Annotated in this window: 23 protein-coding genes and 2 pseudogenes; 11 read left to right on the forward strand and 14 right to left on the reverse strand. The window is 56.5% G+C overall.

Annotated elements, in window-relative coordinates:
* Both KM295_RS15040 and tnpA read right to left on the reverse strand, forming a co-directional pair.
* Positions 1-605 (reverse strand): annotated as a pseudogene (locus KM295_RS15040) (RNA-guided endonuclease TnpB family protein); the annotation flags it as partial.
* A gap of 2 nt (positions 606-607) precedes the next feature.
* On the reverse strand, positions 608-997 hold the full coding sequence (gene tnpA, locus KM295_RS15045) for an IS200/IS605 family transposase (protein ID WP_256030828.1): 390 nt from the start codon (positions 995-997) through the stop codon (positions 608-610).
* 63 nt (positions 998-1,060) lie between these two features.
* Between tnpA and KM295_RS15050 the strand changes: the two genes are divergently transcribed.
* Entirely contained in the window at positions 1,061-1,297 is a 237-nt protein-coding gene (locus KM295_RS15050; RefSeq protein ID WP_256030829.1) for a hypothetical protein, read from the forward strand.
* 141 nt (positions 1,298-1,438) lie between these two features.
* Here the strand turns inward: KM295_RS15050 and KM295_RS15055 are convergent, their stop codons facing one another.
* On the reverse strand, positions 1,439-2,887 hold the full coding sequence (locus tag KM295_RS15055) for an RtcB family protein (protein ID WP_256030831.1): 1,449 nt from the start codon (positions 2,885-2,887) through the stop codon (positions 1,439-1,441).
* A gap of 45 nt (positions 2,888-2,932) precedes the next feature.
* Entirely contained in the window at positions 2,933-4,009 is a 1,077-nt protein-coding gene (locus KM295_RS15060) for an RNA ligase family protein (RefSeq protein ID WP_256030833.1), read from the reverse strand.
* 495 nt (positions 4,010-4,504) lie between these two features.
* Between KM295_RS15060 and KM295_RS15065 the strand changes: the two are divergent.
* A pseudogene (locus KM295_RS15065) lies at positions 4,505-5,805 on the forward strand (RNA-guided endonuclease TnpB family protein).
* 88 nt (positions 5,806-5,893) lie between these two features.
* On the opposite strand, the gene KM295_RS15070 reads toward KM295_RS15065, so the two are convergent.
* Complete coding sequence (locus tag KM295_RS15070; RefSeq protein WP_256030834.1) at positions 5,894-6,694, reverse strand: DUF8170 family protein; 801 nt, start codon at positions 6,692-6,694, stop codon at positions 5,894-5,896.
* A 115-nt stretch (positions 6,695-6,809) separates the two neighbouring features.
* Here KM295_RS15070 and KM295_RS15075 point away from each other — a divergent pair, with 115 nt between their 5' ends.
* A complete protein-coding gene (locus KM295_RS15075; protein WP_256030835.1) occupies positions 6,810-7,292 on the forward strand; it encodes a helix-turn-helix domain-containing protein in 483 nt (160 codons plus the stop codon).
* A 65-nt stretch (positions 7,293-7,357) separates the two neighbouring features.
* Positions 7,358-7,924 carry a metal-dependent hydrolase gene (locus KM295_RS15080; RefSeq protein WP_256030836.1) on the forward strand — a complete coding sequence of 189 codons (567 nt, stop codon included), beginning with the start codon at positions 7,358-7,360 and terminating at the stop codon, positions 7,922-7,924.
* Positions 7,925-7,945: 21 nt separating this feature from the next.
* Here the strand turns inward: KM295_RS15080 and KM295_RS15085 are convergent, their stop codons facing one another.
* Both KM295_RS15085 and KM295_RS15090 read right to left on the reverse strand, forming a co-directional pair.
* Positions 7,946-8,194 carry a DUF8150 family protein gene (locus tag KM295_RS15085; RefSeq protein WP_256030838.1) on the reverse strand — a complete coding sequence of 83 codons (249 nt, stop codon included), beginning with the start codon at positions 8,192-8,194 and terminating at the stop codon, positions 7,946-7,948.
* Positions 8,172-8,774 carry a hypothetical protein gene (locus KM295_RS15090; protein ID WP_256030839.1) on the reverse strand — a complete coding sequence of 201 codons (603 nt, stop codon included), beginning with the start codon at positions 8,772-8,774 and terminating at the stop codon, positions 8,172-8,174. Before KM295_RS15090 ends, KM295_RS15085 begins: the two co-directional genes overlap by 23 nt.
* 96 nt (positions 8,775-8,870) lie before the next feature.
* Here KM295_RS15090 and KM295_RS15095 point away from each other — a divergent pair, with 96 nt between their 5' ends.
* The gene (locus tag KM295_RS15095; RefSeq protein WP_256030840.1) at positions 8,871-9,407 is read left to right on the forward strand and encodes an HIT family protein; all 537 of its coding nucleotides are present in this window, start codon (positions 8,871-8,873) and stop codon (positions 9,405-9,407) included.
* 12 nt (positions 9,408-9,419) lie between these two features.
* Here the strand turns inward: KM295_RS15095 and KM295_RS15100 are convergent, their stop codons facing one another.
* Both KM295_RS15100 and KM295_RS15105 read right to left on the reverse strand, forming a co-directional pair.
* Positions 9,420-9,857: a type II toxin-antitoxin system VapC family toxin gene (locus tag KM295_RS15100; RefSeq protein WP_256030841.1), complete on the reverse strand. Its 438-nt coding sequence runs from the start codon at positions 9,855-9,857 to the stop codon at positions 9,420-9,422.
* Positions 9,854-10,129 carry a hypothetical protein gene (locus tag KM295_RS15105; RefSeq protein WP_256030844.1) on the reverse strand — a complete coding sequence of 92 codons (276 nt, stop codon included), beginning with the start codon at positions 10,127-10,129 and terminating at the stop codon, positions 9,854-9,856. The genes KM295_RS15100 and KM295_RS15105 overlap by 4 nt, the downstream gene beginning before the upstream one ends.
* Positions 10,130-10,340: 211 nt before the next feature.
* Between KM295_RS15105 and KM295_RS15110 the strand changes: the two genes are divergently transcribed.
* The 3 genes from KM295_RS15110 to glyS all read left to right on the forward strand — a co-directional run bounded on the left by KM295_RS15110 (position 10,341) and on the right by glyS (position 14,021).
* A complete protein-coding gene (locus KM295_RS15110; protein WP_256030845.1) occupies positions 10,341-10,751 on the forward strand; it encodes a winged helix-turn-helix domain-containing protein in 411 nt (136 codons plus the stop codon).
* Positions 10,752-11,259: 508 nt separating this feature from the next.
* Positions 11,260-12,189, forward strand: a complete 930-nt coding sequence (locus tag KM295_RS15115) for a cation diffusion facilitator family transporter (RefSeq protein ID WP_256030846.1) — start codon at positions 11,260-11,262, stop codon at positions 12,187-12,189.
* A gap of 77 nt (positions 12,190-12,266) precedes the next feature.
* Positions 12,267-14,021 carry a glycine--tRNA ligase gene (gene glyS / locus KM295_RS15120; RefSeq protein WP_256030847.1) on the forward strand — a complete coding sequence of 585 codons (1,755 nt, stop codon included), beginning with the start codon at positions 12,267-12,269 and terminating at the stop codon, positions 14,019-14,021.
* A 652-nt stretch (positions 14,022-14,673) separates the two neighbouring features.
* Here glyS and KM295_RS15125 read toward each other — a convergent pair.
* Entirely contained in the window at positions 14,674-16,347 is a 1,674-nt protein-coding gene (locus KM295_RS15125; protein ID WP_256030848.1) for a hypothetical protein, read from the reverse strand.
* Between the two features lie 225 nt (positions 16,348-16,572).
* On the opposite strand from KM295_RS15125, the gene KM295_RS15130 reads away from it, so the two are divergent.
* Positions 16,573-17,742 (forward strand): hypothetical protein, encoded by a 1,170-nt coding sequence (locus KM295_RS15130; RefSeq protein WP_256030849.1) that lies wholly within the window; start codon positions 16,573-16,575, stop codon positions 17,740-17,742.
* Between the two features lie 2 nt (positions 17,743-17,744).
* Positions 17,745-18,812, forward strand: a complete 1,068-nt coding sequence (locus KM295_RS15135; protein WP_256030850.1) for a hypothetical protein — start codon at positions 17,745-17,747, stop codon at positions 18,810-18,812.
* Between the two features lie 193 nt (positions 18,813-19,005).
* Here KM295_RS15135 and KM295_RS15140 read toward each other — a convergent pair whose 3' ends face one another.
* The 4 genes from KM295_RS15140 to KM295_RS15155 all read right to left on the reverse strand — a co-directional run bounded on the left by KM295_RS15140 (position 19,006) and on the right by KM295_RS15155 (position 23,035).
* The gene (locus KM295_RS15140; RefSeq protein ID WP_256030851.1) at positions 19,006-21,117 is read right to left on the reverse strand and encodes an HNH endonuclease; all 2,112 of its coding nucleotides are present in this window, start codon (positions 21,115-21,117) and stop codon (positions 19,006-19,008) included.
* A gap of 291 nt (positions 21,118-21,408) precedes the next feature.
* A complete protein-coding gene (locus KM295_RS15145; RefSeq protein WP_256030852.1) occupies positions 21,409-22,257 on the reverse strand; it encodes a hypothetical protein in 849 nt (282 codons plus the stop codon).
* Positions 22,254-22,838: a hypothetical protein gene (locus KM295_RS15150; RefSeq protein WP_256030853.1), complete on the reverse strand. Its 585-nt coding sequence runs from the start codon at positions 22,836-22,838 to the stop codon at positions 22,254-22,256. The genes KM295_RS15145 and KM295_RS15150 overlap by 4 nt, the downstream gene beginning before the upstream one ends.
* On the reverse strand, positions 22,835-23,035 hold the full coding sequence (locus KM295_RS15155) for a hypothetical protein (protein ID WP_256030854.1): 201 nt from the start codon (positions 23,033-23,035) through the stop codon (positions 22,835-22,837). Before KM295_RS15155 ends, KM295_RS15150 begins: the two co-directional genes overlap by 4 nt.
* A gap of 548 nt (positions 23,036-23,583) precedes the next feature.
* Between KM295_RS15155 and KM295_RS15160 the strand changes: the two genes are divergently transcribed.
* On the forward strand, positions 23,584-23,833 hold a 250-nt coding region (locus KM295_RS15160), incomplete at its 3' end, for a MarR family transcriptional regulator (protein WP_256030855.1).

A 23,833-nucleotide genomic window follows, 5' to 3' on the forward strand; every position in this document is an offset into this window, starting at 1 on the left:
CGAGGCTTCGATTTCCCGATGGACTTTCGGAGTTGCTTGTAGTGTTCGCGGATACGGCGCACTTCCTCGCCGTAGAACGTGGTTTTACGGTCGGAGAGGAACGTACAGGTAGCGACCCACCGTGCGCCCATGTCAATAGCCAGCACGTCGTCGTACCTGTCTTGGACGGTCACAGACCGTTTGACGACGAGATGCACGTACCAGCCACCGTCACGGCGCACCAGTTCGCTGTCTCGAAGATTCCCCTCACGGACGAGTTGTGCGTCCTTTCGTGGGACGTGAGCGGGACACCAGATGGAGTTACCCTGTTCTTTCTCGGGGTCAAAGACAGGGACTTTCACCCACCACGACGAGAGAACAGTGTCTCCGTCGTAGGCCACGTCAAATACGTCGTTGCGAAGGACGACAGGTTGTTCCGTACCGGGGTTCGGATCTTTCTGCCGTTGTACCTTCGACGCCTGCTGGTCGGTTGCAGAGTACAGATCGGCGTCTCCACCGTGTACCTCGGTCTGGAACGCCTCATACTCACGGGCGAGTAGGTCAGCTTTCCTGTTGGTCAGCGAGTGGAGTTTGACTCGCACCGTGGTTTTGACTGTCTCTTTCATGGCTACTCACCTGCTTGGGCGTCGATGTACTCCTCGATGACTTCGCTGGATATGTCTCCCGCACTTGAGACGAAGTACGAGCGCGTCCACAGCGACGGGAGGCCGAAGTCGAACTCGTCCCGAAGTCGGCGCGAGGAGTAGCCTTTGACCTGTTGCATTATTTTGTTCGGGGCGAGCGTCGGGTCGCCTGTGATGAACAAGTGTACGTGGTCGGGGCGAATCGCCAACTCCAGTATCTCTAACCCGAGTTCGTCGGCTTTCTCCTCGATGAGTTCTTCGAGCCGGGTGCGTACCTCGCCCTCAAGCACCGATTTACGGTACTTCGGACACCAGATGAAGTGGTACTGGAGTTTGTGGATGCTGGTACGTTCCCTGTCGAATCCACGAGGCATCGCCAGTATATAGATACTATTCACCTAAAGATGTTACGCAAGCATCCAACCCCAGCCGTGGCTATGAACGTGGAGAGATTCCCAGTTATCGGCTTCATCCCACGGCTAAAGCCGATGGGCTTTCGCCTCGCTACCGCTGTAAACGACGAGATTGTCATCAAACGTCCGACGGACAACGAGCGACTGGCAGAAGGATATCGAGAACGTGCGGAACGCTCACGACAGTTGGCCGAGGGGATGGATCCCGCATCATTAGAAGCGACCGACCAACTTGGGGAAGCCCCCGACTGGAGCGAGTGATGAGTGTTAGAACGTAATGTACAGGTTGGCAAGGCGGCTGCCTCGGGGCTTGACCCCGGGGTAGGTTCATGCCGCGGTGACATTGTTATTGGTAATACGATGAATAAGCTCAGTTTTGGGCTCTAATGCCACCGGTTTGAGTCACTCGGTCGCTTTCAGGTTGTGGACGACATCCAGTCGATCGACGACCTCGGCTGTGGGCTTGATCGCCTCGAGGATCGACTCGACGGGCTTGTACGCCATCGGTGCCTCATCGAGCACCGCTTCTTCAACCGATTCGGAATACACGTCGGCCATCGTCCGCTCGAAGGCCTCGACAGTCAGGGATTCGTGAGCTTCCCGGCGGCTCATCGTCCGCCCAGCGCCGTGCGGCGCCGTCCGATGGTACTGTGAGTTCCCTCTCCCGCGGGCGAGCAGCGACCCCTCGGCCATGTTGAACGGGATCACGAGCCGCTGGCCGTCCCGGGCCGGCGTCGCGCCCTTCCGGATCGTGAGATCGCGAAAATCGATGTAGTTGTGGATCGACTGGAACCGATCGATCGGCTCGATATCGAGCGCCGCACAGACGGCGTCGCTCATCAGCTCTCGGTTCCAGCGGGCGTACTGTTGGGCGAACAGCATATCCACGTAGTAGCCGTGGGCTTCTCGACCGGCCAGCCAATCAAGCGACTCGTCCCGATCGGCGATGGCCGCCCGCGGGCGGGAGAGCGCCCGAAACACCTCGTCGACGGCTTCATCGTCGAACGACGCGCGGATCGCGTCCTTGCGCATGTGGGATTCGCCCATCCCGCCGGTGACCCACGCGAAGAGGGCCTCGTCACCGACCGTCTCCGGGTCGAACTTCAGGTACTCGGCGTACTCGTCCGGCAGTGCCGCCCGGATCGCGTCGGCTTCCCGATACTGGGTCGCTTGGTCCTGCCAGTATTCGGCGACGGATTTGCCGAGATACCGCGAGCCGCTGTGGATAACGAGCCAGTACTCGCCGGACGTACGGGCCTTTGCGAACTCGATGAAGTGGTTGCCGCCGCCGAGCGTGCCGGCCCCACGGATGATATACCCCATCCCCTGACGCCGTCCGGCAAGCACCCGCTCGCACAACTGCTTGAAATACGCGCCGTCGTAGCCGTCGAACTCGAACTCGATGGGATCGATTGGGTGGCCGAACCGCTCACGGTAGGCGGCGTCGAATCGATCGAACACCTCGTTCGCACGCTCGAACGGGAACTCATCGACGAGATGCGGTGCGGCGTCGTAGTCGTGGATTGCCTGTCCCATCGGCACGGCGTCGCGGATACGCGTTTCGCGTTCGGGAGCGTCGAGAGGGAGTTCGTCGCCGAGATTCGTCGCGGCCATTCCACAGCCGACATCGACGCCGACGATGTTGGGGACGACCTGATCCGGCAGGGGCATCGTGAACCCGATCGGCGCGCCGGATCCGACGTGGGCGTCGGGCATCATCCGGATCGGCTCGGTGAAAGCCGGATGATCGATGAGCGTTCGGATCTGTTCGAGACAGTTGTCTTCGATGAGCGATTCGTCTTCAGCGAGAACCTGTGCGGTCGTGTAATCGCCAGTCAGTTGGATTGGCACGGATATCGTGGTGGTCGGTCGAATAGTTGGTTGCGAGCAAGTTGTTCATCCGAGGTGTCGCCACAGGGCCGTCGGATCGGCGTCGTTCAGTTCGGCGTTCGTCCGCATCGTCCGAAGTTCGGTGATACAGCGCTTGGCGACCAGCGGGTAGATGTCCGCCGGCGTGAACGATACGTCGAGGTCCATCAGCTCTCGCCAGTTTTCGGCCCAGATGTCTTCGACGACCCGCGGGTAGAGATCGTCGTTGAGGTGGAGCCCGAACTCGTACTCCTCTTCAACGACCATCTGCCGGACCTGTTTGCGGATCCGCCCGGGGGTGCAGTACGTAGCGACGACGTACTCCGCGCCCGATTCGGCGTCTTCCGGTCGCTGACCGAACTGTTCGCGGTTGCGTTCTCGAAACGCCTCACGGACGAGTTTGACGCGACGCGACCGGTCGGAGCTTCGGGCGACGACGCCCTCGACGCGGACGGTATCCGAAAGCGAGGAGGTGGGAAACGTGTACGACGCCGGATCGAAGCCGCCCGCGGGCTGTTCGAGGACCGTCGCTGGGACGAACGACACGTCAGTCGGGGCTTCGGCGACGCGAATTCGATCGAAGACGGCCCATGCTTCTTCGAGGTCGAGAAAGCCCTCATGGGTCTCCTCGTAGGGATTTCCGGACGGCACCATCGTGTCGATTTCAGCGTACGGAAGGATATCGAAACCGACGAGCGCGGGAAGCTTACTTTCCGTATAGCCGTAATCGATCGTCGAGTACACGAGGTTCTCAGCGTAGACGACCACCGGCCCGTCGAACTCGTCGTGAAGCCGCCGGAGTGCGGCCGAATCGATCCCCTCGCCGAGACACCGCACCGCCCGGCGGAGCGCGCCGTCGATCGCATCAAGGGCGTCGCGGTGGCTACCGCGGATTGTGTTGCGCGTCCCGAACACGAGGCTGTTGTCCCCGTCGGCGGCGTCGATGACCTGTTCTGGATAGCACGCTGTGTGTCGCTCGTCGTACAGTGTGAATCGGAACGAACTCCCGTCGACTTTCTCGATGAGCGCGAGCGACTCGCTGTCGAAAAAGTCCGAGGGGACAACGGGGTGATCGTAGCGTGGAACTTTGGGATAAACATTCATGGTTGTACATTTGGCACGTCTGACAGAGGTGGTCGTAAGGTACGGGACCGATTCAATTCGATCAGACTATCCGTCGACGGGTTCGTCGCGATGGGGCGCTCCGACAGGAGCCGGCCGCTCACTCGTCCGGCCGGTCGATCCCGTGTTCTAGATCATCGAGATCGCGTTCGAGCCGGTCGACGTGCGTTTCGAGTTCCTCGATACTCATCTTCCTTCAGCGAGGAGATCCCGGTCTTCAGACCGGGAAGGAATCGCGTACACTCTGTTGACTCTTCCACAAGCTCTGACTGTCTGAATACCGCACATGGCTATGATTCGAGGCACTTTGCCCCTTCTAACATGAGTCCCTTGCAAGTGTAGCCACGCCTCTCTTTCAGATCAGTCAGTTTCTCGTGCTGTTCATCACCCACTTCAAATTTCACTGTCTTTCCCATATTTATGTGTATATACGTAACATATGTGTACCTTACGCCCTTTGTCCATACCGTAGGGTCAATGGCTGAGACAGTCACAAAAACGTTGCAGGCCACTCTGGCCCCGCCGACAGCCACACAAAGAGCGCAAACTTCAGGAAACGCTCTCCGGCTACCGGAAGGCATTACACGACGCGTTTAACGCTGGCTGTGCGACGAAAAGCGCAGTCAACGGAATCGTGACGCCCTACGATCTGTCCAGCTACGCCAAAGACGCACTCAAAAACTACGTGCCGGGGCTAGTCGATGACGCTGACGAACTCTCGGAAGCCCACCCTATCCGGTTCACCGAACGCGGGTTCAGCCTCAATCACCAACCAGAGAACGCAATCGAATGGTACGTCAAAATCCCACACCACGAGGACTACCACCTCTGGCTGCCCGTGCGAATTAACCCCGCACAAGCCGACCTATGGCACGATCTCCTCAACGATGAGGCTGACGTGGGCGAGTTCCGCCTGCAACAACACCGCACAACGTGGCAACTCCACGTCACTGTCGACTACGACGTCCAAGAAGGTGACTACAACAGTACTGACGATGACGTGACGCCAGTCGGCTTTGACATCGGAGAAGCCCATCTGCTCGCGGGCTGTGCCTGCGAGAACGGGGCTCCGGGTGACCCACTGCTGGTCAACGGTGGTCGCGCTCGTCACCTCCGCAAAGAGATGTTCACGACGCTCACGCGCCTCCAAGAGCGTGATGCCGCCGAGTGGCGGATTGACGAGCGATTCGACCACTACCAGAACGCACTCACAGACATTATCGAGAAAACGTCCCGGCAGGCAGTCGAGTACGCCAAGCAATTCGAGAAGCCAGTAATCGTCCTCGAAGACTTGGCGGAAATACGCGAAGATCTCGACTACGGCCAGTGGATGAATCGCCGTCTCCACGCTTGGGCGTTCGCTCGTCTCCAAGATCGGATCAAGGACAAGGCACGCGAGGCTGGCATCCCCGTCAAATCTGTCTGGCCGGAATACACGAGTCAGATTTGTCACGCCTGTCAACACGTCGGATACCGGAACGGCGACGAGTTTCGCTGTCAGAACGAGGAGTGCTGGGTCACGGAGTATCACGCAGATATCAACGCGGTCGCCAGACTACGTCTGGCGGGCAGCCAGAAATCTGCGATTTCTGGCCACGGCGGTCAACATCGCTGACCGCCTTGACCCGTGGGGTGAGAGCCTGCCAGTGAAATCGGCGGGCGATGACATCTCACGGGACGGGAGCGCCTGTGACAGCGCCACGACTCACTTCGAGCAGAGCCAATCAGAGCAGATGACGCTCGGAGCGTTCGAGTCAGAACCCACTGCCAGCGATTAGCTGGTATTCCCACGCAGGGAAGCCCCGTCGTTCACGACGGGGAGGAGGTCACGATGAGTGTACCGCCAAGCGAGTAGGGCAGGATAGTTCACCGTTCCTCACTCTTTTCCCACTCCGGACGAGGTGTCGGGGACGGGAGTTCGTCAACCACAGTTCGGAGTTCATCCTCTGTCGTCCACGGGAAGCACCGTTCGTGGAGTTCGAATTTGCGGAACTTGTTGAGATGAACCCAGCTGTACGTTGCTGGCTCTTCGTCCTCATCTGCCCTGTCGTCGATCACATCCCACACCTCCTGTTCGTCGATGTCGAGACCGCTCTCTTGGGCGCGATCAACGAACGACTCGACTTTTGATTGGATTTTATCCGCCGACAAATCGTCTGTGAACGCTATCTCAAGGGCGGCCTGAATGACGTGCTGTGGCGAGTCAAGGTTCTCGTCAGTCACCCACGCGTAATCACGTGGGAACACGTACGACTTGTCGAAATACGGCGGGTCATCGATCTCGCCCAGTTCAGGCGCCCCCCCACCACTCTCCTTCTCGAAGACCCCAACGATGTAGTCGCTGTACGTCGCGAGCAACGAAAACATGATATCGAACGTATTGAGGCGGTCAGTCGGAAGTTCGAGGAGATCACCCATTATGAACGGATAGGCACCGAGCTGCTTCGTGAGTTCGTTCTGGACGGCGCGAAGCCGGCGTATATAGGGGTCGCGATAGCTCCCCAAGATGAAATACGATGTCCGCTGACTCCAGAGATACGGCAATTCACGCTGGGTGAACCGCCAGATCGCCCGTTTCTCCGCTGGTTCAAGTTCGATGCCCCCGACGGCCTCGTGAACGACTGTCATAATCTCCCCAGCGTCCGGCGGCGGGCTTGGGTCGGTCATTAGCTGCCGATTCAAACCACACCATCTTATCCCTTCTGAATCACTTTGGTTTTTTCTGGATTAACCAACTTGGATAATCCTAACTGTTATACCGCCCTACCTTGTACCATCACGTATGAGCGAAACCGACACTGGCACGGCCGATGCAGGGCCGTTCGCGGAACAGCAGCGGTTGTTCAAGTTGCTGTCCCAGGATACGCGCCATCTCATCATCCAGGAGCTGCTGGGTCATCCCGCCCATCTCATGTCGCTTGCCGAACTCGAGTATATGACTGGGAAGAGTCAGGCGGCCATCAAAGACCAGTTGGAAACGCTTATCCACGCCGGCCTCTTGGCGCGCTACACGTACGAACCAAGCGAGGGGAAACGTGATCTCCCCTCTCAGTTCTACGGATTCACGGAGCGGGGCGTCGAAGTCCTCCACGATTACAAGTATCTCCGTGGTCTCCCGGTCGCACGCGCTCTCTACGAGAACACGCGTAAGACCGAAAAAATCGAGCGCCACGAATCGGCGCCACGCCCAGAGCTCCCGGATGCCGTCGCGGAAGCCCTCGAGTTCGACGAACCCGTGAACTACGGCGAGCGACTCGTTTCTTAAAGGAAAGATTCTCCTGCAAAAATCGGGAGCTACCGTGTCGTTTCAGACACTTTAATACAGCGAGCATGCTCCATGTACACAGTGCTCCCGGGGGTCACGCCGCCGTCGGCTATCTGCTCTACACCGCGCTCTGTCGTTTTAGAACCGAAAGCATACCCGACGGCGCGGCAGTCCTCGCGCTCGCCGTCGGGACGCAGTTCGCGGATCTCCTCGACAAGCCGCTGGCGTGGTATCTCGGCGTGCTCCCGAGCGGGCGCTCGCTCGGGCATTCGGTGTTCGCCACGGCACTTCTGCTCGTAATCGTCCACCGGGTCGCGACGCACTATCGGCGGCGGGAGCTGAGCATCGCCTTTGCGGTGGGGCACCTGTTGCATCTGGCCGGCGATGCGGTGTATCCGCTACTCGACGGCGATCTCGGCGAGCTTCAGTTCCTGCTGTGGCCGGCGGTCTCACAGTCCGGCGGGAAGACGGGCTACACGATCCTCGAAACGCTGATAGAACTATCCCAGACTACTGGCGGTCTCATCGAACTCGCGTTGTTCCTCGTTGCGACCGGGCTGTGGCTCTCTCATCGGGCGCCGGGGCTGCGGCTCTGTCTCGGGGTGGTTCGCTCTCTCGGTCGAGGGAGATAAGTATCGCTTCGCCGACCGCATTCAGCGATCCGTGGTCGATTCCGCGTATTCACGACCGGCCCGTGCGACGCGTCGTCGGTGCTCGATATCGATGTCGGACTGGCGGGCGGATTCGAGCTGTGAGTTGATCAACCGGTTCTGTTGATCGCCCCACTCGTCGGGATCGTGCGTTTCGATGTATTCGATCCAGCGTTCGATCGCGACGAGACGCTGTTGGCGGTTTCGTTCGTGCTTCGCCGCGAGGTCATCACGTGTGTTTGAGTCGGTCATATTCTTCTGTCACGTCGAGTTTCCCGACCCAGCGTTCGAGCTCTCGGGTGCTAAGGCTTTCCTCGAACATCGAATACAGATGGTAGGCGTCCTCGAAATCTTTCGGAGTTGCCAGATAGAGTTTGTAGGCGATCTGTAGTTCGAGAGGGCCGATCGGAAGGGCCGCATCGACGCTGGTGAGTCGGGCAGTGATACTGTTTTCGAGGGACGCGCGGTCGTATTCGTCGTCCACGAACTTGGCTTCGAGGTGCGGAACCATCTCGCCCTCGCGGGCGATCCAGATGTTGTCCTCGAGCATTTCGGCCATCGAATCGAGGGGCATCGCCGGCCCCCACAACGCCTCGCTTTCGAGCCGTTCGACGAGTCGAGTGATTCGCTCGGCAGGGATATGTTCGAGCAGGACATCGATGTCCTCCGTGGCTCTAGATCGGCCGGTGAGGATCGCGACGTAGCCACTGACGAACACGTGATCAATGTCGAACTCATCGAGAATGGCGCTAAATCGGATGGCGAGATCGTCCAATTCGTTCGGATCTCGATCGACGAGAAGCACGTTGTCGTGGAGTTCGATCCCGCCCATATCCCAGGTACCGGCCGAGGGGTTATAATTTCACGTCTCGCGGGAAGCCGGAAGACAGTCTACAAGAATCAAGACACACCCGCCCCGAAACCGGGTATGGACCAGCTGTTTGCCCCCTGGCGCATCGAGTGGGTCGAACGCGACGGCAACGAGGAGATCGACGGCTGCCCCTTCTGTGTCCTCCCCGAGCGCGAGGACGCCCGCGAAGCGCTCGTCGTCGCCGAATCCGAACACGCCTTCGTCCTGCTGAACAACTATCCCTACAACCCGGGGCACGTCATGGTAATTCCCCGACCCCACACCGGCGAGTATCCAGCCCTGGACGAGGAGGTCCTGCTGGATCACGCCCGGCTCAAACAGCGCACCATCGAAGCGCTCGAGGGGGCGTTCAATCCCGACGGCGTCAACGCCGGACTCAACCTCGGAGACGCCTCGGGCGGCTCCGTCGACGGGCATCTCCACACTCACCTCATCCCGCGCTGGAGCGGCGACACGAACTTCATGCCGATCGTCTCGGACACGAAGGTGATCGTCCAGGCGCTCGAGGAGAGCTACGAGCAGCTCCACGAAGCCTTCCTGGAGGAGCCGAACGCGCAGGTCAGTGAGAGCGGCTCGGTTTGGCTGAAGTTTTGAACGCTGACTAAATTAGTCAAGCACAGTCTCAGGGGAACGTCGTTCGATCACGCCATCGAAGTCGTCGTCGAAGCTCAGAACGGTATCGATCTCCCGCGATTCGATCATGGCGACAGTCATTGCGTCAGTGAAGCTGAGCTTGTGTTCGGTATACTTCTCGTACGCTTTGACGGCCTTCTCGAACAGCTGTGGCGACGAATAGAGCAATTCGATAGCGTCGGGATATCCCTCGCCACGAATCCGGCGTCCCACCTCCATCGCATCAGAGACACGTCCCGTTCGTCGGTAGGTGAGCGTGACCGTCTCGTCGTAGACGTACTCGGACGTTAGCACCTGTCCGTACTCGGGCGATTGAAGAACCCGAATGAGCGCTTGCGAGGCCACGTCGTGGCGGCTCGTGTCGGTGTCGTGGTGAGCGTAAAAAACACCCGTATCAACGAACACGCTCATCCGTAGAGGATTTCATCGATGTCCTCTTCGTCGGTCTCGACGCTGGAGGAGATCTGCCCCTCATTGAACTGTTCGATCTCCTCGTCGGTAAGTGCCGTCGTCCCCGATCGGAACGAATCGATGAACTCCGAGCGCGATTCGACGGCCGATTCAACGAGTTTCGCCAGGATCTCCTGTTGTGTGACCTTCTCTCCGGTCTTCAATTTGATTTCGGCCTGCAGGGCTTCGAGTTGAGACTTCGTTTCCTCATCCATCTTGACGGCGGTGGCCATATATGTGGTTGTATTCGAAACTCAATTAAAGTTTTTACTCGCTACTTCAGAAGAGACACGCATTAACCAGAAACGTTGACCCATCGAGCCCGACCAACCTGATCGAAACGATCGTCGACGCTCACACCCAGTAACGCTATAAATGACGGTGTTTTCGAGGACTCTCGACTCGACAACGACTAAGCGCCCTCGACGCGTGGTGTGACATACGATGGAGACAGATCAAACACGATCGTTCCGGGACGACGCCCCGGACGACCCGGAAGATCTGCTATCCGATGAGAGCGTTCTCAGCCCCGACGAATATCTCGCGATGCACGCCGCCGTCGGCCACCGGACCCGCTATGAGATCCTCTATCGACTCGTCCACAGCGGTGAGATGAGTCCGAAGGAACTCGAAGATGCACTTGAAGTCGACGGCAGCACGATGCATTATCATCTCAACGAACTCGTCGATCCCGGCCTCGTCGAGAAACGCCAGCGCACGGAGCGCGGACAGAATGGACTGTACACGTATTACCGGGCGACTGTATTCGGCAGAGTGACACTCACCGACGGTGTCGACGAGTTGATCCGCGGCGAGCAGGCATTCGAAGCGATGTACGATAGTTCAAATAAGTGAACTATCCCTGCTAGTCGCTGCTTTCGGCGGCTCTTTGAGCCAGAGGCTTCCTGTTCAAGGACGTTGTCGGACTACGTCTGCCAGCCTGTTGAGGTTCCCTCGACAAACGCGCTTTGCAGACACAACCGGAGTGTCCCACTCAAAGATGAGAGATATTATGATATTTCAGAATATGATTATTCAGAATATTTTTCTTGTCCGGATAACTATTCGCCGTCGGCGAGAGCAAGTACCGATCGGTACGAGCCGACCACGACGCACTTCGCTCGCTAGAATCGCATGCCGATTCGCTTCGGTGGACGCCGCCGAGTGGCGGGCCACGACGCGTCGAGTACGCGCTGTTTTCGCGTGCTGGCTTCACGGAGAGCCTCCGGACTGCTGCCGAGGAACGCGACGATCTCCGGCTCTTCGAACTTGACGATGTGGTCGACGCACTCCGGGAGTGACTTCCTCCCTGCCGTCCCGACAGAACCAACTACTTATCCGGCCGGTTCGGGTATAGAGAACGATGAGCCAGCGGGCGCTCGACGAATCCGACCTCGAAGCCAGCGCCGCGAGACAGGGATTCGTCCGCGCGAGCGTCGTCAACGTCCTCGGGAACGCCGTCAAGATCGCCGTCGAGGCCGCCGCCGGGCTCGCGTTCGGCTCGGTGGCGCTTTTGGCCGACGCCGCCCACTCGGTCGCCGACCTCGTCGCCAGCATCGTCGTGTTGGTCTGGGGCCGCAGCGTCTATGCCGACCCCGACGAGACCCACCCCCACGGCCACCAGCGCATCGAACCGCTGGCGGCGCTTTTCGTCGGCACCGTCGTCGTGTTGCTCGGGTTGAACCTCCTGTACGATTCCGCCCGCGGCCTGATCGAGGGGCCGACGGTCGTCTTCAGCCCCCTTCTGATCGCCGCCCTGGGCTTTTCGATGGCGGATATGTACCTGCTGTATTGGTATACGGTGCGGGTCAACGAGACGGTCGGCTCCTCGTCGCTTGCGGCGCTCGCGGTCGATTGCCGCAACGATATCTACACCTCCGTGGCCGCTCTGGTCGGCGTCGTCGGCGTTTTCTTCGGCGCGCCCGTCCTCGATGCGGCCGCCGGCGGGCTGGTCAGCCTCCTCGTCGTCTATCAGGGCGTCGAGATCGGCCGCGAGAACGTCTCGTATCTGATCGGCGCCGCCCCGAGCGACGAACAGCGCCGGGAGATCGTCGAGACGCTCCGCTCGCATTCGGCCGTTTCGGGCGTCCACGATCTGATCGTCTTCTACGACGGCACCGACCTCGAGGTGGAGGCCCACGTCGAGGTCGACGGCGAGTTGACGCTCGTGGAGGCCCACGACATCGAGACCGAACTCGTCGTGGCGCTGCGGGACCTCGAGGACGTCGGCGACGTCCATCTGCATCTCGACCCCGCCGGGATCGGCGAATGGAAGGACGCAAACGGCGATTGATCGATCGACCGAAATCGTCGCGCTCGGGACGAACGGACCTCGAAAGCCAAAAGAGAGCCGGCGCCGTGAGACCAGACATGACTTCCGAGAAGATCGTCGAGGTTGCCAAGCGCCGTGGCTTTTTCCTGCAGTCGTTCGGCGCCTACAGCGGCGTCTCGGGCTTTTATACGTACGGACCGACCGGCGCGCCGCTGAAGCGCAACGTCGAGGACGTCTGGCGGGACCGGTTCGTCGTTCGGGAGGGAAACCAGGAGATCGACGCGCCGACGGTCATGCCCGAACCGGTCTTCGAGGCTTCCGGACACCTCGATACGTTCGACGACATGCTCATCGCGTGCTCCGAATGCGAGGAGAGCCATCGGGCCGACCACCTCATCGAGGACGAGACCGATCTGGCGGACGCCGAATCGCTGCCGACCGAGGAGATCGAGGACCTGATCGCCGATAACGGGATCGGCTGTCCGAATTGCGGCGCCGATCTCGCCGGCGTCGCCGTCGACGATTTCAACCTCATGTTCGGGACCAACATCGGGCCGGGCTCGGCCTCGCCGGGATATCTGCGCCCCGAGACGGTCCAGGGGATCTTCGTCGAGTTCCCACAGCTCAAAGAGTACGCCAGAAACCAACTGCCCTTCGGCGTCGCCCAGATCGGCCGGGCCTACCGCAACGAGATCAGCCCCCGGCGGTCGATCATCCGCACCCGGGAGTTCACGCAGGCCGAACTCGATCTCTTCATCGACCCCGAGGAGGACCGACCGGACCTGAGCGATCTGGCGGACGTAAGGCTGCCGCTGTACTCGGCGCCCGACCAGCAGGCCGACGACGGCGACCTCGAGGAGATGACCCTCGCCGAGGCGGTCGAGGAAGGCCCGGTCGACAGCGAGTGGGTCGGCTACTATCTGGGGATCGCCAAGGAGTGGTACGAACGGGTCGGCGTCGACATGGACCGCTTCCGGTTCCGCCAGCATCTGGCCGGCGAGCGGGCCCACTACGCCAGCGACTGCTGGGACGCCGAGGCCGAGATCGACGGCGACTGGATCGAACTCGCCGGCTTCTCGTATCGTTCGGATTACGACCTCCGGAAACACGGCGAGCACTCCGGGGAGGACTTCACGATCTTCCGGGAGTACGACGAACCGAAGAGCGTGACGCGGGCGACGGTCGACCCCGACATGAGCACGCTCGGCCCCGAGTACGGGTCGGCGGCCGCCGACATCGCGGCGGAACTGGCGGCGCTGGCCGAACGCGACCCCGACGCCTTCGAGGGCGAGGACGTGACGGTCGAGGTCGACGGCGAGAGCTACGAAGTCCCCGTCGACGTGGCGAACTTCCGGATCGAAGAGCGAACCGAAAGCGGCGAGCACATCACGCCTCACGTCGTCGAACCCTCCTTCGGCGTCGACCGGCTGGTCTATACGATCCTCCATCACGGCTACCGAGAGGACGAGATCGACGGCGAAAAGCGGGTGTATCTGGAACTCGACCCCGAAGTCGCGCCGACGACCGTCGCGGTCTTCCCGCTGATGGACCGGGAGGGGATGGGCGAGTACGCGACGGAACTGGAGGCGGACCTCCGGAGTGTCGGCTTCGCGACCGCCTACGACGACTCCGGCGCGATCGGCCGACGGTACCGACGGCAGGACGAGGTCGGGACGCCCTTCTGTGTCACGGTCGATCACCGGACGCTGGAGGACGACACCGTTACCGTCCGCGAGCGGGACTCGACCGAACAGCGGCGGATCCCTGTCGACGAGCTGACGGACGCACTCGAGGAACTGCGGGATACTGATCGGTCCTTCGAGGACTTCTCGTCGTACGAACTGGTCGAGTAAGGTCGTTGAGATTAATTTAAAATATCTGGTATAATTGCCCGGTCGACCGTGGAACAGTATCTTAGCCAATTTCAGGCGCTAAGCCCCCTCGTTCAAGGAGCAACGCAGCGAATCGAGTAGGCAGGGGTAGTTCACAATTCGTTGCTGACGCGATCGACGAGATTATTCGCCCGTAAAGAAGTGCAAATAGTCGGTGCTAGTCGCCGAACATCTGGCGCGACATCAGAGAATTGGCTACCCCAGTGGGGTGGCCATTCAAATTAGTTCAGAGCTGTCGAACGTTTCATCACGCTCGTACTCAATGACTTTCAACAGAGCGTTCAAGAACTCTGTCTCGTTGTGGTCATCTGCGCTTCGAAGTGCATCTCGCACACGCTTTCGGGCATCGTCATCTTTGGGTATATTTAGCCCGTTCATACGACGGTTTGGGCTTCCTGACTGAAGTACTTCCTCCCCTCACCAGCGGTCATCTTCGTTATGAATGGGGGTGTCCTCCAACTCTTCACAGGCGGTTTTCCGTCAAGGAGGATACGACTGCATATCATACGGAGTTGTACCCTGATGAGAGGTAGCCCGCGCCGGAATGGAACTGGAGGTGTCGTCGAACGTTGATATAGCCAGAGCTACTGCGGACCATTAACCCTAGGGTCAATTAGTGAAGAGAATCGTAGAATACGTCTTCGCCGTTCTCAATCCAACGGTAAAGTTCCAAATCAGTGAGGAACCGTACTCCCCGCTTCTTCAAATACGATGGAACGAAATTCGACACAGTCAGCATCTCGTAATCACCACGCATCCAGTTCTCTGGGACACTCGTCCACTCCCGCTCGGAGGCATCACCCGACGGTTGGTGTAAGATCTCAGCATCAGTATCTAACGCCCGCCACGCCGCTACTTTTTCTTCGAACGGCTTTCCACTCACGTTCGCACCTTCTTTGAATACCTTCTCCTCGAATTTCTCGTTTACCTTCTGGATTCCTTTCTGTGACCGCATGTTCAACGTCGGCAGCATGAATTTACACTCAACGAAATACACGGTCTCGTCGTGCGTGAATACTACATCGACCTCGTTGCCTTCCTGCTTCGATGTTTTGCAGCTAAAATACACGTCGTTCGTAGCCTCGGTCTCGATCAGATACTTGAACACGAACCGTTCGAACTGGCGTCCGCGTTTTGCAGTTAAATCATCGAGAATTTCCGTGCTCTTAGCAGCATCACCGTTCTTCAAGAAGGGGTAAACTTGGAATTTCGTGAGCTTCGCTAAGTAATCCCCAAACAACACGCGGTTGTACGGCACCGGACGAGAAGTCCGCCACCCTGGGCGTTTCTCTTCTCTCGTCCCGGATATTTTGAAGAACAACGGGTGTGCATCCGGCGTCTCCTTGCTCACCAATACGTGATCTTTCACGTCCTCCCAGTACTCTTCACCAAAGACTTCTTCGCCACATTCGTCAAAATCACGCTCTAACACCGGTATTGAACGGTAATCTTCTCGGTCGAGAACGACACCTAACTCCGTGACGTGGTCTCCGACCTTGTAGAGTAAATCTTGAATATCGAATATCGTTACGTGGTCTGGGAAGTACGTAGTGAACGCTGTTTTCACGTCGTCGTCTAATGATGCGGCGAATCCCAAGCCAACAATCAGCGAGTACCAGGCGTCACCAAAGTCTCGAACGGTTTCAATATCGTCGGTCTCCGTTTTCTCGAACGACCGGAATATCTGTTGGTGTTGGAGGAAGTCCTCGCGGAGTTCATCTCTTGCGCCGACATTCGCGTGCATACACCGCTCAGTACACAGCCAGTACTCGGATTTCTCGAAGGTATGATTCCGGTAGAAGTCTTTCCAATGGTTCTGGACAGGGGAGAGTTCGATCGGGATTATGAAATCCTCTTGAATCCCCTTGACTATCGGCACAAGAACGGTGTCGGCGTTCTGGACCGCATCAATTGCTTCTTTCACTCCTTTCGCTGCGTCTTCGTCCGATGGGTCAAGGTGAGAGTCAAACTCCTTGATATTTTCATACACAGACACCAGTAGCGGTAAGGTGTGAAACATTTGCCCGAACGGCATCCGGTTTTTTAACTGTAATCCGGCAGCTGCTTCGTTCAGATCTTCCACGAGTTCCGCGATAACTCGAATACTCCCAAATTCGTCGAGAATGCCCGCCAACTCCGGATAATTGAAGTACTGCTTTTGTAGTGCAGTGGCTGCCTTATTGATGTTACCAGACTCAACAACAGGAAGAGACAGGCAGGAAGGACAGTAGAGGCGTTCCTTCTCTTGGTGGTAAATAAGCGTCTGACCGCATTCAGAGCATGGCATAGTCAACGACTTTGTGTACTGTTACCAATTAATTCTATAGTGGTATCTTTTTGGTTTCGACAGGCGGTTTGTTTATCCACTGTCGAACAACAGCGCACGACTTAGAAGAAAGAAAAGCAAATTGGTTATGTCATACCCTATTTTCGGGGTTCCAGTTCTGAAAACCCACAGAATGTCCAGTAGGGGGTTGTCTCTGGGTTCTATAAAACCCAATAACTATACGAGGTGGGAAAGAACCACGTAATAACCGTTTCAGCAGGGATCACCGAGATGTATGGACTGGGCGCTGGCGAATCGCTATTCGCCTACGACGGAATTTCGATGGAGAACATCCGGCGTGCAGTCGATGTATTCGTTGATGAGGGAAGTCGGAGCAAAGTTCGTTTCAAATCTGTTGTTTGTGAGGATGACCCGATTGAGTCACTCGAATACACTAACTACAAACTCGAAAACACAACTGTAAAGACTGAAGAACAGGAGGATCACTACTCGGTTCAGGTCACGAAGATCATCGAGCGGGACGACTTAGAAGACGGCCAACGAGTCGTTGAAAGTGATTTTGCGTTCTTCCAAGTGGGGGACACAAACATCTGGACTGCGGTATCCGGTCAAACACCGGATCAATTCGAACACGGGCCACTTTGGGTGCTCAAGAAGAGTGAGCCGGAGATCTCGAATTTCTTTGCGTCGTCCAAAGACCTCCAGACTGTTCTTCACCGGTTTAGAGATTCATTCCCATCTGGAACTGAGATCATCGCAAAAAAGACGGTCGCATATTCTCGTAACGACGAAGGTCAGATCTCTTGGGAGACTCGGCCCTTTGAGGAAATCTTTGAGATGGCCGAAGAGGAGGGCAAATACATCGACAAAATCCGATTCGTGGTGAACTCCGATGATGAGGAACGCGTTGATGCGTTCATCAGTCGGCGAGGAAAACTCCAGTTTCATAGTGGGAATGCTTCACGCTTCTTTGACGATCTTCTTCCTGTGTTTGCCGACATAGGCCAACAGAAGGCAGATTTATTTGGTGGTCAAGAGCGGTCCGAAGAGACTGGAGACGTGAATGAAATTGAAATCTCATTCGATAAGAATCATTTCAAGAATCCCCCGGATAATCGAAAACTCATCAAAGCACTTGACGAGTTGTCGAATTCAAACATTACCGTCTACCATAACAATCCGTATGCACACGTCTCTGTCTTTGATAATGTAGACGGATCCAGCTGTGATGTCTTTATTACCGGACCTAAGGAGGTCTCTATCGTCCCGAGCTACCGCGGCTCGTTTAATTCACTAATGCGGGTTGCCGAACAGATTTCTCGTGAACTGGAGGAAGGCGAAATCTTAGAGAATCCGAGAGAAGACTACACGATGGGGGACTTCTTTAGCGCGTAATTATGGCGGCGAGAGAGTGTAGGGAGAAAAGAGAGAAAGAATACAATACGTACGACCAAGCCGTGGATATCGTTTCTTGCTGGGAGGCTTTTCTGAACCACTCCTACAGTCAGGTGTTTGAAGACTATTATTTCGATCGATTCCCGACCCTTGAGGCCGAAGGGGACGACGTAACTCCGGACTTCGCCGTCACGGTGAACGATGACTACGGTCTAATCGGTGAAATCAAACGAACGTTCCCCGAAGAAGAAACACCCTTCCGTAGGACGGTCGAGCAGCTTGAACGGTATGCCGAACCGAGCGAACTACAATGTGCATCAGATAAGACCTTAGAACCGGATACATGCGATATCCTTTTATTGATTAGTGGGACCTCGGCCCCTAAAATCGGAAGGCGAATTCAGCGATTAATTGACGACGGGGATGTAGATATTGATCGGAACTTAGTGGTGGTCAGATATCAGTACAACACGCGAGACCAGCTATCCCGTTACGAATTCCAACGTGTGGTTCCGGTTGAGGACGAATTCCGAGACGGAGCACTCCGTGACGAACACTCTTTGAGTCATCATATGGGGGAAGAAGCAGACTATGAAACGCTGCCTCTTTATCCTAAACACTTCAAGAGAGAGAAAGTAGAGAAGCCGATCTGTAATGATAAACCCCCAGAACAGTACTTAGCCACCATTCTCTGGCACAAAATCTTTCCCCGTTATCTTAAACAGTCTGACTTCGAAGAATGGCAATCGGGGAGTGCTCAAAAAACGATTGAAATCAAGGGAACTCCTGCAGATTTTGCCGAAGAGCTTAACGACTATATGCATGACGGGGAAGCCCGAGAGAGTTGGGTCCATGATGCGCTTCAATTCTTAAAGGACGCGAACCTGGCTGAACAGCTAAGCGATGAATTCAAGGTGAAATTCAGAGGCTTCGTTCGTCACGTCGGTGAGAGTAACGATCAACAAGGAACTGCCGAACTCGATAAGCTCCAGACACTCGGAGAGACGTTCATCCAACGGTATTGTGAGTATACCACCTCGGCCTCGGAAGATGTAGATGGATATTCGTAACGGAGAATTGTGAGCCGATGTGGTTGTAGGATGAGTGGTGCGGTGAATAAAAAGAGGAGAATTCCATCTGTTGCTCCGGTAAGGACATAATATCTGATGAGACGCCCAATAGGACATCTGCAAGACCAGTATGACCTGCAGTTTGTGCGATCGTCCGCAGATAATTCAATTCCGGTGACAGGGCTGGTGCGTATTACTCGGTGTTTTCGATAGATTGTATCTTTTCGAGGAGGGACTTGTTGTATTCGTCCCCGTCTTCTCCGTGGTGGATCCGGTAATGGCAATTCGGACAGATGGCTGCGACCGTGTCAACCGTGTCACTCCCGCTATCACTAATCTCGTGAATGTGGTGGGCGTGCAGGTACGGTCCTCCGTCGGTGTTTTTGAATGGTGCCGGGTTCCCACATGCTTCGCAGTACCCATCTGCTCGCGCTTTTACGTACTCTCGTATCGCTGCCGAACGCGTGTACTCTTGCTTTGATGACGAGGGTGATGGGGTCGTCGTTGGGGTTGGGACGTCTTCAACACTGTCTTGAATTGCTCTCGCTCGTAGTTCATCGATATTCTCTGCTGGTTCACGGTTTGAGGGATCTTCGATTTCGTTCTTGGTTACTTGAACCGTTGATGCAGTTTTTCCTTCTTCACCGGAAACGTCACGCGGTTCTTCCGTGCCAATCGAGGTCTCACCCGGCTCTGCGTCAACGGTTGAATCCTCTCGGGTTCGATCTACGGTTCCTGGTTCTGATTGGTCGGTACTCCCCGCCTTATCTCCAGTGTTTTCGACCGTAGCTACAGTGACTCCAGGGATTTCTAAATGACTACTCTGCGCTTCAGGGTCGTTTTCAACCCACTCATCGTACCCGTTTCCTCGGACAGATTCCGTTAAGCATCGCCCGGTTTGCGGCGCGAGCATTTCGACGTGCACTCGCTCTCCGACGGTGTCGTCTTCAACCGGGCCGATATTCACGTACTGATCGTGACCTGTGATGACGACCCCGTACCCGTCGTCAGTAATCACGTCGATAACATCATGGAATATTTCGCCAGCCTCCGCGTACGCGGCAGTTGCGGTTTCAGGAAGCGTGTATGGCGTGTCTCGAACCTCGATATCCATGCACTTTGCAAATTCTTCGTTGAGCATTTTCACTCGCACCCCGTTGTCGTTAGACTTGACCACGTCGGGCTGTACGGGCCCGGCATTGATGGTGTCGTCACCGATTTCAACGATCCCGTTCCCGTGCTCGTTAGTCCGGTCAAGAGTGACTGTGATTTCTGCTCCTGGAGGTACCTCACCGTCGAAGAGCGTGTCTACGATCCATTGTTTTTCGTACCCGTCGGCGCGGGCATCTACGGTCACACATTCACCGAACCCGTGTTTCACTTTTCGGGCGGTAACGCGTTCACCAACTGCGTCTTCGGTGACTGGCCCGATGTTCAGGTCTGCCGTGTCTTCTCCGAGTAATCCGTTCCCGGATTCACTTCGGCGCTTGATTTCTGCGGTGAATAATTGATCTCGTGGGAGGTATTTCCCGTGAGCTGTATTCCCGTCATAGTATATGCTCACATCATCGCCGACTTTGTGCTGCGGGATCTGTCCGATGTTCATTTCGTGCCCGCGAAGGGTTTCGATGATCCCGTTTCCTGCCCGGCTGATTCGCAGTACCTCTGCTGCGAACACGTCACCGGGTTGTAGCTCGGACACGTCAACACCGTCGTGTTCAGTCGTTCCTGCTCGGACTTCAGTGATCGACGCGTAGTTCCCAATCACACCAACTGTCTTGTGGTCTCGTTTATGCAGTTCGGCGCTCGCGTCACCGAAATCTAAGGAGAACCCGAAGTTGAACGTGTTCTCTAACTTGCCAATGTAGTTGGCTGGCTGGACTTTCGCGGATTTCACTCTTGCTGCATTCCCTGGGAGCTTGAGCGCATGGACATACTCTCCTTCAGCGTCTTCGGTGACTGGGCCGAGGTCGATGTACCCGGTTCTCGTGTAGATGAGTCCGTGCCCGTCGTCTGTGATTTCATTGATGACGGCACTGAATGTTTTCCCGATGCGGACGTGTGTTTCTCTGGTGAAACTGTCTTTCAGCGACCCGGTTTCTTCGACTGGGGGTTTGATGGAGTCAGTGTGGAGCTCGGCGCGATCGTGTTCAACGAGTGTTGCGGTGACTTCGACACCGAGTGCGTCTTCAGTGACTGGACCGACGTTAATGTGCCCCTCGTGGACTTTGATTTGCCCGATCCCGTCGTCGGTGATGTTATCGATCCCGTTTGTGAACGTATCACCGATATCCGGGCGTTTCATTATCTGATTTTTTAGATGCTAATACATCATTTTTTCGTCGGGGTTACTCGTCGTGTTCCGATACGTCAGGAGTAGTATCCCAGTTGAACCAGTCGTGTGTGATGTATTCGCTATCTTGGGGTGGTTCAATTTCGCAAATCACTGTCGTGGTAATGACCGGGCTGAACGGTCTCCCATTAGAAGTTGAAGAGAGGTACTCGCCAGGCGTTACGCATCAATAGGCTTTCACGGCGTGTTGAGTGTTCTCTGCGGGGTATGTTTCGTCCGGGTGAGTGCTGCTCGGAATCGTCTTCACGCGGTGGACCTCACGAGTGTTGTTGTGGCGAGAAATCCATATACAATCCCCGTGAGATGCGCAATGATATTCGCTGTTGTTTCTCCCGCTCCAGGATCCGCTGGAAATGAAAGATACACCAGGGTAAGCGCAACCACCGTACTCACGTACACGAGCACAACATCGTCGAATGCTTGGCTAATCCGGTTTCGGATGCCGTTGACGTCACGGATGTTGAGCTCTGTGATGATCGTGTACGTCGTGATTCCGAACCCAATCAGCAGTAGCACGGCAGTGACTATGAGCACGTGTCCGTCTGGCGGGTACACGGCGAACAGGACGATGGACGCAAGGAAAAACACGGTTAGAATGGCGTGATTTCCGATCGTCGTATTCGTACGATGCGTGATGTACCCGCCGATTGACGCGATGAGCATCCCAACGAATGCACCGACGACTCCGGAGAACCCTTTCGTGTGTGCGCCCGGTCCGACTACGTTGAGATGAATGTTGAGAACGACGTAATCAATCAGACTTTGAACTGGTGGTGTCGTAACCAGCACCACAGCGAAAATCAGTAGCATGAGTCGTTCTCGTTCCCATTTCGTGTATATCCCGTATCCAGTGAGAGTCGCAAGCAGGTACGCGACCATGTTCGCTTCAAGATGGGTCCAAGAGCCGTGAACGGCAGCTGCGGTCCAAGCAGTGTACCATAACGGGTCTGTGAGCGAAAAATACAGTTGCGTACGGATTGCTTCGGTTGTGGTGGCGTGTATTCCTGCGAGGAACACCGGGATACTGAGTAGGACTACGAGGGGAATTGGTGCGCGGCGGAGTGACTGAACGCGTGTCACGTCGTTGTTCATTCGGTATCAGCCTCACGTTCACGGTCGTGGTCGCTGGCGCGGTGTAACCACCAGGCAGTGAGTTTCGGGACAATAATTCCTGCACCGTACGCGATTCCGAAGAGAATACCGAATAAGGCCCCGCCATATCCGAAGATGTACCCGGCGAACAGGATTTGGTCGCCGGTAAGTAACGGGGGGTCAATTTGCCCGGCGTTTCCGTGTAGGAACAGAATGAAGAACGTGATTGATGTGAACAGGCACCCGGAGGCGATGTAGAAGTATGTTCTCCCGGTTGCGGTCAGGAGGTTTGCCCAGCGGTGTGCTTTCGCCATTGCGGGGTTTTTCACTGGGTCTTCAGCTTCGAGTTCGCCGAGTCGCCAGAGTCGCATTCGCCCGACGGTTCGGGAGTCGATGCGGCCGTCGCTTTCGAGTTGGTTGAGTCGTTGCCGGACAGCTTCTTTCCCAATCGTGATTTCTGGTGCATCGTCAATGTCAGGTTTCGGGACTTCTTTGTTCTCTGATCGCCGGATGACGTTCAGAATTTCTTCGTCTTCGACCTCTGGAGGCCGTCCGCGGGTATCGTTTTTTTGCCCGATCATACCTGGTTGACGATCGTTTTGACGATTCCGAGTACAAGCGCTGCGCCTAAAAGTATCGCTACGAGGATGTATACTCCGCCCCAGAAGGTAAGGTTGATTCCGAGTTCGGCGTCAATGTTTGTGCTCATGAGGATGAGGATGTACCCGGCGAAGAGGAGGCCGGCGACAGCACCGATTGCTTCTCTCACGTCACTCATGTGCAATCACCAGTTATAGGGCTCTGATTGGGACACCGTGTTTCTCGTGTAGGTTGGTGCATCGTGGTTTCTTGTTGTAGCTCTTTTATTGTAAGTTGATTTATTGTTCACTCCCAATTTTAGCGAAGGAACGTATTTTTGCTCGTCCCAATTAATTCGCAGTCTGGCGATTACTGGATCACAGTATCCGTCACGGTGTTTGTGTCAAATTCTCCTCGTTTCAATACGCGGGCCGGGTGCCTGTCGGGGCGTGTCGTAGAGTTCATCGTCCCGCTTGGACACGGGCTGTTAGGAGTCTGCGGGTGGACGGAGATCTCTCTATCAGAGGTGCTCAACGCCACCATCATCGATCTCGACACTAAACAAGAAGAGTCACGCGGGTCTCCGGTTTCAAATCGCCTCATCACTCAGGCTTGTACCGCTCACACTGTTAATTATGGATAGTGTCGAATCAGAGCAGTGACACGCGACTCGGTCTGTGCCGCGGTGCCATCTACGGTCACCAGTACGCTTATGCGCTACAAATGCGTACAAACGCGTACACTCAAATGCCGATCGATCTTCGCAAACACGACCCTGACGACCCGATCACGATCCGGCCAGAGACGAACAAAGCCAAAATCATCAAACTCCTGTACCGCGATACGAATCTCGGATTCACACCTGCGGAAATCCGAGAGGAGCTCGATCTGCCGCGCGGAACCGTGTCCGGGACACTCTCTCGACTCCATGACGAGGGGCTCATCGGGAAAACGAGCGACGGGCTCTACCACGGCCTCGACCACCGCGAGGACCTCC

This window comes from Natronomonas aquatica (assembly GCF_024449025.1).
Lineage (GTDB): Archaea > Halobacteriota > Halobacteria > Halobacteriales > Haloarculaceae > Natronomonas > Natronomonas aquatica.

Bases quoted from the DNA above. Each gene is read 5' to 3' on its own strand.
- tnpA (WP_256030828.1), bottom strand. From the start codon at position 997: ATGCCTCGTGGATTCGACAGGGAACGTACCAGCATCCACAAACTCCAG.
- KM295_RS15050 (WP_256030829.1), top strand. From the start codon at position 1,061: ATGAACGTGGAGAGATTCCCAGTTATCGGCTTCATCCCACGGCTAAAG.
- KM295_RS15060 (WP_256030833.1), bottom strand. From the start codon at position 4,009: ATGAATGTTTATCCCAAAGTTCCACGCTACGATCACCCCGTTGTCCCC.
- KM295_RS15070 (WP_256030834.1), bottom strand. From the start codon at position 6,694: ATGACCGACCCAAGCCCGCCGCCGGACGCTGGGGAGATTATGACAGTC.
- KM295_RS15075 (WP_256030835.1), top strand. From the start codon at position 6,810: ATGAGCGAAACCGACACTGGCACGGCCGATGCAGGGCCGTTCGCGGAA.
- KM295_RS15080 (WP_256030836.1), top strand. From the start codon at position 7,358: ATGCTCCATGTACACAGTGCTCCCGGGGGTCACGCCGCCGTCGGCTAT.
- KM295_RS15085 (WP_256030838.1), bottom strand. From the start codon at position 8,194: ATGACCGACTCAAACACACGTGATGACCTCGCGGCGAAGCACGAACGA.
- KM295_RS15090 (WP_256030839.1), bottom strand. From the start codon at position 8,774: ATGGGCGGGATCGAACTCCACGACAACGTGCTTCTCGTCGATCGAGAT.
- KM295_RS15095 (WP_256030840.1), top strand. From the start codon at position 8,871: ATGGACCAGCTGTTTGCCCCCTGGCGCATCGAGTGGGTCGAACGCGAC.
- KM295_RS15100 (WP_256030841.1), bottom strand. From the start codon at position 9,857: ATGAGCGTGTTCGTTGATACGGGTGTTTTTTACGCTCACCACGACACC.
- KM295_RS15105 (WP_256030844.1), bottom strand. From the start codon at position 10,129: ATGGCCACCGCCGTCAAGATGGATGAGGAAACGAAGTCTCAACTCGAA.
- KM295_RS15110 (WP_256030845.1), top strand. From the start codon at position 10,341: ATGGAGACAGATCAAACACGATCGTTCCGGGACGACGCCCCGGACGAC.
- KM295_RS15115 (WP_256030846.1), top strand. From the start codon at position 11,260: ATGAGCCAGCGGGCGCTCGACGAATCCGACCTCGAAGCCAGCGCCGCG.
- glyS (WP_256030847.1), top strand. From the start codon at position 12,267: ATGACTTCCGAGAAGATCGTCGAGGTTGCCAAGCGCCGTGGCTTTTTC.
- KM295_RS15125 (WP_256030848.1), bottom strand. From the start codon at position 16,347: ATGCCATGCTCTGAATGCGGTCAGACGCTTATTTACCACCAAGAGAAG.
- KM295_RS15135 (WP_256030850.1), top strand. From the start codon at position 17,745: ATGGCGGCGAGAGAGTGTAGGGAGAAAAGAGAGAAAGAATACAATACG.
- KM295_RS15140 (WP_256030851.1), bottom strand. From the start codon at position 21,117: ATGAAACGCCCGGATATCGGTGATACGTTCACAAACGGGATCGATAAC.
- KM295_RS15145 (WP_256030852.1), bottom strand. From the start codon at position 22,257: ATGAACAACGACGTGACACGCGTTCAGTCACTCCGCCGCGCACCAATT.
- KM295_RS15150 (WP_256030853.1), bottom strand. From the start codon at position 22,838: ATGATCGGGCAAAAAAACGATACCCGCGGACGGCCTCCAGAGGTCGAA.
- KM295_RS15155 (WP_256030854.1), bottom strand. From the start codon at position 23,035: ATGAGTGACGTGAGAGAAGCAATCGGTGCTGTCGCCGGCCTCCTCTTC.